The organism is Rhizobacter sp. P3_C12 (assembly GCF_056402735.1).
Window position 1 is genome coordinate 1 of sequence record NZ_JBFUGW010000232.1, and the last position, 10,068, is coordinate 10,068.

Consider the following 10,068-nt stretch of genomic DNA (forward strand, 5'->3'; position numbering starts at 1 on the left):
CCCGCCGGGGCGAGACCCGGCAGCAGCCTCACGCAGTGAACAAATCACCGAATCGTGATCCAGCGCCACTCCAGCCAGTTGTCCGCCCGGTGCACGACATCGACGTTGGAGCGAGCCGCCCACGGAATCACCTGCCGGTGCAGCGGAATATTCAGCACCTGCTCGTTGTGCTCCTTCAGCGCCGCCTTGATCAGCTGCTCGCGCTTCTTCGGATCCGCCTCCTTGCTCGACGCGGCCGCCAGCTCATCGAGCTTCGCGTCCTTCGTGCCGCCGAAGTTCCACGCGCCGACGCCGCCCTCGCCGCGGCTGCGCAGCACCGGCGTCAGCGTCACCTCGGCATCGGTGATCGAGCCACCCCAGCCGAGCATGAACATCGAGGTGTCGAACTTCTGCACCTTCGGGAAGTAGGTCGCGCGCGGCATCGCGTTGACGCGGATCTTCACGTTCAGCTTGGCCCACATCGACGCGAGCGTCTGGCAGATCTCCTCGTCGTTGATGTAGCGGTTGTTCGGGCAATCGAGCGTCACCTCGAAGCCCTGCGCATAGCCGGCATCGGCCATCAGCTTCTTCGCGCCCTCGAGGTCGAACGGCAGCCGCTTCTCGATCTCGGGATCGTTGTACGCGCCGAGCGGCGACGACGTGATGCCGCCGGTGGGAACCGCCTGGCCACGCATCAGCTTGGTCCGGATCGTCTCGATGTCGACCGCCTGGTACAGCGCGCGGCGCACGCGCTGGTCCTTGAAGGGGTTCTTGCCCTTCACGCTGCCGTACAGCAGCTCGTCGCGGCTCTGGTCCATGCCGATGAACACGATGCGGTTCTCCGGCCCGTCGATCACCTTCACCTGCGGCGTGCCGCGCAGCCGCGCCACGTCCTGCGGGGCCGGGTCGAGCACGAAATCGATCTCGCCCGACAGCAGCGCCGCCACCCGCGTCGGGTCGCTCTTGATCGGCGTGTACACCACCTCCTGCACATTGCCGTCGAACTTGCCCCACCACGCGGGGTTGCGCTTGTAGACGGTCTTCACGTCGGGCGCGCGCGACACCAGCATGTACGGGCCGGTGCCGTTCGCGTTGAACGACGCGTAGCTCTCTTCCTTGTTCTTGAAGTCGAGCGGCTTCGTGACCTTGTTCTTCTCGCTCCAGGTCTTGCTCATGATCTGCACCAGCGTCGCGTGCTGCAGGAAGATCGGGTTCACCGCCGCCAGGTTGAACTCCACCGTCAGCGCATCGACCTTCTTCGGCTCGCCGAGCGCGTTCGCGTACGCCTTGATGTCCGACGTGCCCTCGCGCGCCCGCTGCACCGAGAACACCACGTCGTCGGCAGTGAACGGCGTGCCGTCGTGGAACTTCACGTTCGGCCGCAGCTTCATGCGCCACTGCGTCGGCGTGGTCTGCTGCCATTCGGTGGCCAGCACCGGCTCGATGCCCAGCTGCTTGTCGCGGTTGACCAGCGTCTCGTAGACCTGGCCGTTGATCGCATTCGTCAGCAGCTCGTTCTGCGAGTGCGGGTCCAGGGTCTGGGCATCGCCTTGAGAAGCCCAGCGCAAGGTCTGGGCGTGCGCGCCGACGCACAGCATGGCGCACAACAACGCAATCCAACGTTTCWTGTGTTGATCCTCGTGATCTGTGGCGTAGAAGGCCGCAGTCTACGGGGAACGGGATCCAGCAGCCGCCGCGGAACCGGCTTTGCCGGGCCGCTGGCGGCGCCCCCTTGAGGGGGAGAGGGCGCCAGCCCGAGGGGGCCCGCCGAAGGCGCTTCGGGGGTGGGCAGGTCCTAGCGGAAGCGCGACTGAGGCACGGTGTGCAGTTCGCTCGGCAGCGAGGCCAGGTACTGCGCCAGCGTCTTCAGCTCGGCATGCGAGAACTGCTTGACCTGGCCKACCATGATCGCGTTGCTGCGGCCGATCTGCGGGTYGCGATCGGTCTGGTAGGCCTTCAGCGCGACGAACAGGTAGTCGGCGTGCTGGCCGGCGAGCTTCGGGTAGCTGCCGTCGATCGGCTTGCTGAAGTTCTCGCCGTGGCACGACACGCAGTTGCCCTTCTTGAGCAGCGCATCGACCTCCGGCGTGGCCGTGACCTTCTCGGCGAGCTGGGGCTGCTCCTTCGGCAATTGCTCGTACCAGGCCGCGAGGTCGGCCATGTCCTGGTCGGTGAGCGGCGCGGCGATGGCGCGCATCGTCGGGTGCTTGCGCTCGCCCTTCTTGTACTCGCCGAGCGCGGCGATCACGTACTTGGCGCCCTGGCCCGCGATCATCGGCACCTTGTGCACTTCGGGGAAGCTCGCCTGGTAGCCCGGGATGCCGTGGCAGCCGATGCACATCGCGGCCTTCTTCTCGCCAGCCTTGGCGTCCCCCGGCTTCACGTCCTGCGCCGCGGCAGCGCCGGCCAGCAGGAGTGAGGCAGCGATCGCCGGAATCAGAGTCGTCATCTTCATCAGATTCGTCAGGGAAACCAGCTTTGTCATGGCAGCTTTTTGAAGTTGGCGAGGGCTTGTCTTCGAACCGCGGGCGATTATAGGGCCCGCCTTATACTGGCCCGCACCCCCTTCAAACCCTCGCGACGCATGAAGTTCAAAGGCTCCGACAACTACGTCGCCACCGACGACCTGATGCTCGCGGTCAACGCGGCTGCCACGCTGAAGCGGCCGCTGCTGATCAAGGGCGAACCCGGCACCGGCAAGACGATGCTGGCCGAGGAAGTCGCGCAATCGCTGGGCATGCCGCTGCTGCAGTGGCACATCAAGAGCACCACGAAGGCGCAGCAGGGTTTGTACGAATACGACGCGGTGAGTCGCCTGCGCGACAGCCAGCTGGCCGACGTCGATGGCGGTGCGCGGGTGCACGACATCCACAACTACATCGTGAAGGGCGTGCTGTGGCAGGCCTTCACGGCCGAGCAGCCGGTGGTGCTGCTGATCGACGAGATCGACAAGGCCGACATCGAGTTCCCGAACGACCTGCTGCGCGAGATCGACCGGATGGAGTTCTACGTCTACGAGACGCGCGAGCTGATCCGGGCGAAGCACCGGCCGCTGGTGTTCATCACGTCGAACAACGAGAAGGAGCTGCCCGACGCCTTCCTGCGCCGCTGCTTCTTCCACTACATCCGCTTCCCGGACGCCGACACGATGAAGCGCATCGTCGAGGTGCATTTCCCGTCGCTGAAGAAAGAGCTGCTGGCCGCCGCGCTGCGCAACTTCTACGACGTGCGCAACCTGCCCGGGCTGAAGAAGAAGCCGAGCACCAGCGAGCTGCTCGACTGGCTGAAGCTGCTGGTGGCCGAGGACATCCCGCTGGAAGTGCTGCAGAGCAAGGACGAGAAGGTGAGCCTGCCGCCGCTGGTGGGCGCGCTGCTGAAGAACGAACAGGATGTGTCGCTGTTCGAGAAGCTCGTCTTCATGCAGAAGCACAACCGGTGACGCGCGCCGGGCAGCGGCTCCGGCCCTCCCCGCCATTCCCGTCATTCCCGTTTTTCCACGAACGCCGCTCACGAGGCGGCCCGCACCATCATGGCCCGACACAAGACCCTGAGCATCGATGACCTGTGGGCGCTGCAGCGCGTCGGCGGACTGTCCCTGTCGCCCGACGGCGCGCAGGCGGTCTGCTCGGTCGGCAGCTACTCGATGGAGGACAACAAGGGCACGTCGGCCCTGTGGCTGCTGTCGACCTTCGGCGGCGGGCCGCGCCGGCTGACGCAGGCCGGCGAGAAGGACGGCCAGCCGGCCTGGTCGCCGACCGGCGAGCGCATCGCGTTCATCGCGCGCCGCGAGCAGCAGGGCAAGAAGGACGACACGCCGCAGCTGTACGTGATCGCGGCCGATGGCGGCGAGGCGCGCCGCGTCAGCGATTTCGCGCCGGGCGTCGATGCCTTCAAGTGGTTCCCCGACGGCAAGCGCATCGCGTTCGTCTCGTGGGTGTGGCCGGACGCGCGCGGTGCCGTCGCGCAGGGGAAGCGCCACCAGGCGTTCAAGGACCGCAAGGAAACCGCCTACGTGACGAGCGAGGCGCAGTACCGCTACTGGGACCGCAACCTGCCGATGGAGCGCGTGGCGCACGTGCTGGTGCTCGATGTCGAGAGCGGCCGGGTGCGCGACCTGTTCGAGGGCAGCGGCTACGAGCTGCAGCGCGGCGACCCCGACGCGCATTCGTTCGACATCTCGCCCGACGGCCGGCACATCGCGTTCGCGTTCGATCCGGCGCCGGAGAAGCGGCTGGACCATTGCAAGTCATTGGCCGAGGTGGCGGTGCGCACCGGCCGCATCGAGGTGATCGCGCAGGACAAGGCCTGGGATTTCGAGGCGCCGCGCTACAGCCCCGATGGCCGCCGCATCGCGTTCCTCGCGAGCCACCAGGGCAAGCGCCACACGATGCCCAACCATGCGGCGGTGTTGCAGCGCGGCATCGACGCGCCGGTCAAGCAGCAGGTGCTGAGCGCGGCGTGGGACCACGCGGTGAACGGGCCGATCCGCTGGTCGGCCGATGGCGAGGCGCTCTTCTTCACGGCCGAGGACCAGGGCCGCTGCCACCTGTGGCGCTTCGACATCGCGGCGCGCCAGGCGGCCGTCGTGGCGCGCGGCGGCTGGGTGCAGGGCTTCGACGTGGCGGGCGAGGTGCTCGTGACGGCGGCCGATGCGATGGACCATCCGGCGCGGGTGCATGCGCATCGCGCGGGCGAGGAAGAACCGCAGCGGCTGGAGCGCTTCAACGACGATCTGTTGAAGCCCGTGAAGCTGGGCAGGTACGAGGACGTGCGCCTGAAGGGTGCGCTGGGCGACGAGATCCAGGCCTGGGTGGTCTACCCGCCGGGGTTCGACCCGAAGAAGAAGTACCCGTTGCTGCACAGCATCCATGGCGGCCCGCACGCGGCGGCCGGCGACACCTTCCACTACCGCTGGAACACGCATGTGTTCGCGGCGCAGGGCTATGTGGTGGTCTGCGTGAACTACCACGGCTCGAGCGGTTTCGGCTACGGCTTCCTCGACAGCATCACGCACCGCTGGGGCGAGCTGGAGCTGCAGGACGTGGAGGCGACGACCGACCTGATGCTGAAGAAACCGTACATCGACCGCGGCCGCGTCTTCGCGACGGGCGGCAGCTATGGCGGCTACATGGTGGCGTGGATGAACGGGCACGTGAAGCCGGGCCGCTACCAGGCCTATGTGTGCCATGCGGGGTGCTTCGACTGGACGGCGATGTTCAGCGACGACGCCTACACCTGGCACGCGAAGGAATTGGGGGCCTGGTACTGGGACGACCAGGCGAAGGTCAACTCGCAGAGCCCGCACGCCTTCGCGAAGAACATGAGGACGCCGACGCTGGTGATCCACGGGGCGCTCGACTTCCGCGTGCCGGACCAGCAGGGGCTGGCCTACTACAACACGCTGAAGGCGCGTGGTGTCGATTCACGGCTGGTCTGGTTCCCCGATGAGAACCATTGGATCCTGAAGCCCCGGAACAGCAAGCTCTGGTATTCCGAGTTCTTCGGCTGGCTCCAGGCTTACGACAAGAAGTAGCTTCTCTGTTGTGCTTTGCGCGCGTGGCGCGGTTCCGCTTGTGTTCGGCGCACGTACGCACGCCCCCCCGTTCGCCCTGAGCTTGTCGAAGGGTAGGACTGAGCCTGTCGAAGGCCAGCGCGATGCACGCATGCTGCACCCTCCAAACACTCGCCGTCCGCGTGGCGCGGCGCGGCAGGGGCAGGCGGCGGGGCGATTTCTGGAGCGACGAGAAGTGTGGTGCCTGAGGGTGGCGCGCGCCAGCGCGCTTCGTAGACTGACTCATCGCCACTGTTTGACCACAACGAACGAAGTGAGTGGAGGGAGTTTGGCGATGCACCCTCAGGCGCCGCACTTCTCGTGGAGTCTGCGCCCCCTGGGGCGCGGACCGCTCCGGCATGAGCCCCGCCGCCTGCCCCTGCCGCGCCGTGACGCGCGCGCACGAAAACACCCCTCAACTCAACGGTCACTTCAAGAGATTCGAGATGTCCCAAGTGACGGCAAACCGGGGATCCTCCCACCCCGGCACCCCCGGCCGCTGCGCCGTCCCGAGATCGAATGACAGCCGCCGCGGCACCAGCCACCACCGCGCCCCCACCCGGTTGACCTCGGTCTCGCTCGCCGACAGCCCGCTCCCCGTCCACTCGGCATAGAGCGTCCCGCTGCGCAGCGGCTGCCACACGCTCGACAAGGTCGCCCGGTTGCGCGGCACGCCCGCCACGTCGCGCCCCAGGTTCATCTGCAGCGCCCAGCTGCTGGCCAGCTGCAACTGGGCGCCGGCCGCCATCGTGGCCTGCTCGGTGCGCAGCCCCGGTTCGGTCTCGGTGCGCAGGCCCGCCCAGCTCATCCGCAACGAGGTCTTCAGCCCGCTGCCCAGCACCTCGGTCGTGCTGGTCTCGACCCGCGAGCGCAACTGGCTCGGGCCGACATCGGTCGGGTTGGCGCGCGGTGTCTCGACACGCCAGTCGATGCGCTCGCCGCCACAGCGCCGCAACAGCAGCGCCTCGCGGTCGGCCGGGCCGGCGTCGGCGAACGGATCCACGCGACACGGCACGGGAGGCGCCGCCCACGCGCCGGCAGCGCCCACCGCCATCAGCATCGTCGTCAGCAGGAAGCGCATGCGCGCCGGAAACTTCATGTCACAGGCAGAGGCAGGAATGTCAGCCGGAACATGATGCGCGAAGCCTCCGTAGGACAACCGGAATGCCGCACCGCAACAATGGGGTATGCGCACGAGGACGGTGCGTGCAGACGAAGTCACAATACGCCGTAGTTTCATCGCGGTACGCCGCGCCCAGCCCGCCATGCTGACCAACTTCTTCTTCACCCTGCGCGCCGCCAAGCTGAAGGTTTCCGTCCAGGAATACCTGACCTTGCTCGAAGCGTTGCAAGCCGGCGTTCTGGACAACGACGGCGACGACGACGGCGGCCCGAGCGTCGACAAGTTCTACCTGCTCGCCCGCACCACGCTCGTCAAGGACGAGGCCAACTTCGACAAGTTCGACCGCGCCTTCGCCGCCTACTTCAAGGGCGTCGAGCTGCTCACCGACTTCACGCAGGACATCCCGCTCGACTGGCTGCAGAAGAAGTTCGAGCTCGAACTCAGCCCCGAGGACAAGGCCGCGATCGAGAAGATGGGCTGGGACGAGCTGATGGAGACGCTCAAGAAGCGCTTCGAGGAACAGAAGGAACGCCACGAAGGCGGCAACCGCATGATCGGCACCGGCGGCACCAGCCCGTTCGGCGCCTACGGCTACAACCCGCAAGGCATCCGCATCGGGCAGGACAAGTCCCGCAACAAGAGCGCCGTCAAGGTCTGGGACCAGCGCCAGTTCAAGGACTACGACGACTCGCTCGAACTCGGCACCCGCAACATCAAGGTCGCGCTGCGCCGCCTGCGCCGCTTCGCCCGCGAAGGCTCCGACGAGGAACTCGACCTCGACGACACCATCCGCTCGACCGCCGCCAACGCCGGCTACCTCGACATCAAGATGGTCCCCGAGCGCCACAACAAGGTGAAGGTGCTGCTGCTGATGGACGTCGGCGGCACGATGGACGAACACATCCACCGCGTCGAAGAGGTGTTCAGCGCCGCCAAGGCCGAGTTCAAGCACCTGGAGTTCTACTACTTCCACAACTGCGTCTACGACTTCATGTGGAAGAACAACCGCCGCCGCTACAGCGAGAAGTTCTCCACCTGGGACGTGATCCGCAAGTACAACAAGGACTACAAGCTGATCTTCGTCGGCGACGCGACGATGAGCCCCTACGAGATCCTGCAGCCCGGCGGCAGCGTCGAATACAACAACGAGGAGGCCGGCGCCGAATGGCTGCAGCGCCTCACGCATGCCTTCCCCAAGTTCGCGTGGATCAACCCCGAGCCGCAGGGCGTCTGGGGCTACCGCCAGAGCATCTCGATCGTCGCCCAGCTGATGAACCAGCGCATGTTCCCGCTCACGCTGCAAGGCCTCGAAGGTGCCATGCGGCTGCTGAGCAAATGAGGTTGCCCGCACCGCCCCTGCTGGCCGCCGGGCTCGCGCTGTCGCTGTCCCTCTCGGGCTGCGCCATCTTCAAACCCGAGGCCGACGGCAGCAGCAAGCCCGAGTCCGCCGCCGCACCGGCGACCGCCGCGTCCGCACCGGCCTTCGTCGCCTACCGGCTCGAGATCGAGGCCCCCGACGACCTGAAGGCCCTGCTCACCACCTACCTCGACCTCGGCCGCTTCCAGTCGTCGACGCAGGAAGGCATTACCCGCGCCGAGCTCGACCGCCTCGCCGCGGCCGCGCCGGCCCAGGCGAAGACGCTGGTCGAGACCGAGGGCTACTTCAACGCCGAAGCCCGCGTCGAGCGCAGCGAGACGCCCGAAGGCCTGCCGGTCATCAAGCTGGTGCTGCAGGTCGGCCCGCGCACCCGCGTCGACCACTGGGACCTGCAGATCGAGGGCGAACTGAAGAAAGGCCTCGACGCCAAGGATCCGGCTGCGCGCGAGACCCTCGATCGCCTCGAGGACCAGTGGCCGCTGAAGCTCGGCCGCCCGTTCCGCCAGAGCCTGTGGGGCGAGGCGAAGAACGAGACCGTGGCCCGGCTGCGAGCCGACGGCTACCCGGCTGCGCAATGGAAGAGCACCGAAGCACGCGTCGACGCGTCGACGCAGAAGGCCAGCATCACCGCGGTGCTCGACAGCGGCCCGCTGTTCCACCTCGGCGAGATCCGCATCGAAGGCCTGCAGCGCTACGACGAAGGCGCGATCCGCAACCTCGCCGACTTCGGCCCCGGCACGCCCTACACCGAGAAACGCATCCTCGATTTCCAGGAACGCCTGGGCAAGCTCGGGCTGTTCGAGGGCGTCTCGGTCGAGATCGATCCCGATCCGGCGGTTGCCGCGGCGACGCCGGTGACGGTGCGGGTGCGCGAGCAGACGCTGCAGCAGGCCACCTTCGGCATCGGCTACAGCGACAACACCGGCGGGCGCCTCACCTTCGAGCACCGGCACCGCCGGCCGTTCGGCTTCAACGCGCAGCTGCACAACAAGTTCGAACTCGGCCGCGACCTGCGCTCGTGGGACGCCGACCTCACGTCGAACCCGACCGACGGCCAGTACCGCAACCTGATCGCCACCAGCATCTCGCGGCTCGACTCGGCCGGCGCGATCACGCTGAACTCGCGCGTGCGGGTCGGCCGCTCGCTCGACACCGAGCACATCGAGCGGCTGATCTTCGTCGAGGTGCTCGACTCGAAGCTGACCAATGACACCGCCGAGCAGGACAGCCGCGCCGTCTCGCAGAACTACAACTGGGTCTGGCGCGACGTCGACAGCATCCTGCTGCCCACCAAGGGCCTCACCGCCTCGATCCAGGCGGCCGGCGGCTATGCCATCAACAACTTCGCCAGCAACGGCCCGTTCGGCCGCACCTACGGCCGCCTGACCGGCTACTGGCCGCTCGGCCAGCGCTGGTATGGCCAGGCCCGCGTCGAGGCCGGCGGCGTGTTCGCGAAACCCGATGTCGGCATCCCGGATGCGCTGCTGTTCCGCGCCGGCGGCGACGACTCGGTGCGCGGCTACGCCTACCGCTCGCTGGGCGTGATCAAGGATGGCGAGCTCTACGGCGGCCGCTTCCTGCTGACCAGCAGCATCGAACTGGCCCGCCCGATCTCGCCGCGCATGCCCTCGCTGTGGTGGGCGGTGTTCGCCGACGGCGGCAACGCGTCCGACACCTGGGGCCACGTGAACTCGGTCTACGGCTACGGCGTCGGCCTGCGCTGGCGCAGCCCGGTCGGGCCGCTGCGCATCGACTATGCGCATGGGCAGGCGGTCGACGAAAACCGGCTGCACCTGAGCGTCGGCATCGCCTTCTAGAGCACGCATGAGCGACGACACCGAAGCCACGCCCGCCCCGCCGAAGCCGCTGCGCCGACGCCGCTGGTGGGTCGCGCTGCTGATCATCGGCTTCGTGCTGCTGGTCGTGCTGCCGGCCGCGCTGGTCGGCACCGCGCTGTGGGCGGCCGGCAGCGAGAGCGGCACCGCGTGGCTGCTCGGCAACGTGGCACGCGCGCTGCCGCTGCTGCAGGTCAGCGAG

8 protein-coding genes are annotated in these 10,068 nt (G+C 67.5%); 5 read left to right on the plus strand and 3 right to left on the minus strand.

Features of this window, described 5'->3' with window-relative positions:
* Positions 1 to 44 precede the first annotated feature (44 nt).
* Positions 45 to 1,577 carry an ABC transporter substrate-binding protein gene (locus AC1DXV_RS26195; RefSeq protein ID WP_477936313.1) on the minus strand — a complete coding sequence of 511 codons (1,533 nt, stop codon included), beginning with the start codon at positions 1,575 to 1,577 and terminating at the stop codon, positions 45 to 47.
* Between the two features lie 197 nt (positions 1,578 to 1,774).
* The gene (locus AC1DXV_RS26200) at positions 1,775 to 2,428 is read right to left on the minus strand and encodes a c-type cytochrome (protein ID WP_477936315.1); all 654 of its coding nucleotides are present in this window, start codon (positions 2,426 to 2,428) and stop codon (positions 1,775 to 1,777) included.
* Between the two features lie 135 nt (positions 2,429 to 2,563).
* Between AC1DXV_RS26200 and AC1DXV_RS26205 the strand changes: the two genes are divergently transcribed.
* Both AC1DXV_RS26205 and AC1DXV_RS26210 read left to right on the plus strand, forming a co-directional pair.
* Complete coding sequence (locus AC1DXV_RS26205) at positions 2,564 to 3,418, plus strand: AAA family ATPase (protein ID WP_047587858.1); 855 nt, start codon at positions 2,564 to 2,566, stop codon at positions 3,416 to 3,418.
* Positions 3,419 to 3,508: 90 nt separating this feature from the next.
* A complete protein-coding gene (locus AC1DXV_RS26210; protein ID WP_477936307.1) occupies positions 3,509 to 5,512 on the plus strand; it encodes a S9 family peptidase in 2,004 nt (667 codons plus the stop codon).
* A 445-nt stretch (positions 5,513 to 5,957) separates the two neighbouring features.
* On the opposite strand, the gene AC1DXV_RS26215 is transcribed toward AC1DXV_RS26210, so the two are convergent.
* On the minus strand, positions 5,958 to 6,629 hold the full coding sequence (locus tag AC1DXV_RS26215; RefSeq protein ID WP_477936309.1) for a hypothetical protein: 672 nt from the start codon (positions 6,627 to 6,629) through the stop codon (positions 5,958 to 5,960).
* A gap of 166 nt (positions 6,630 to 6,795) precedes the next feature.
* Here AC1DXV_RS26215 and AC1DXV_RS26220 point away from each other — a divergent pair, with 166 nt between their 5' ends.
* From AC1DXV_RS26220 to AC1DXV_RS26230, 3 genes are all read left to right on the plus strand, one after another.
* Positions 6,796 to 7,992: a vWA domain-containing protein gene (locus AC1DXV_RS26220; RefSeq protein ID WP_477870331.1), complete on the plus strand. Its 1,197-nt coding sequence runs from the start codon at positions 6,796 to 6,798 to the stop codon at positions 7,990 to 7,992.
* A gap of 2 nt (positions 7,993 to 7,994) precedes the next feature.
* A complete protein-coding gene (locus AC1DXV_RS26225) occupies positions 7,995 to 9,848 on the plus strand; it encodes an autotransporter assembly complex protein TamA (protein WP_477870329.1) in 1,854 nt (617 codons plus the stop codon).
* Positions 9,849 to 9,855: 7 nt separating this feature from the next.
* Positions 9,856 to 10,068, plus strand: a 213-nt coding sequence (locus tag AC1DXV_RS26230) for a hypothetical protein (protein ID WP_477936311.1), incomplete at its 3' end; no start/stop codon positions are given.

Bases quoted from the DNA above. Each gene is read 5' to 3' on its own strand.
- AC1DXV_RS26210 (WP_477936307.1), top strand. From the start codon at position 3,509: ATGGCCCGACACAAGACCCTGAGCATCGATGACCTGTGGGCGCTGCAG.
- AC1DXV_RS26215 (WP_477936309.1), bottom strand. From the start codon at position 6,629: ATGAAGTTTCCGGCGCGCATGCGCTTCCTGCTGACGACGATGCTGATG.
- AC1DXV_RS26220 (WP_477870331.1), top strand. From the start codon at position 6,796: ATGCTGACCAACTTCTTCTTCACCCTGCGCGCCGCCAAGCTGAAGGTT.
- AC1DXV_RS26195 (WP_477936313.1), bottom strand. From the start codon at position 1,577: ATGCTGTGCGTCGGCGCGCACGCCCAGACCTTGCGCTGGGCTTCTCAA.
- AC1DXV_RS26205 (WP_047587858.1), top strand. From the start codon at position 2,564: ATGAAGTTCAAAGGCTCCGACAACTACGTCGCCACCGACGACCTGATG.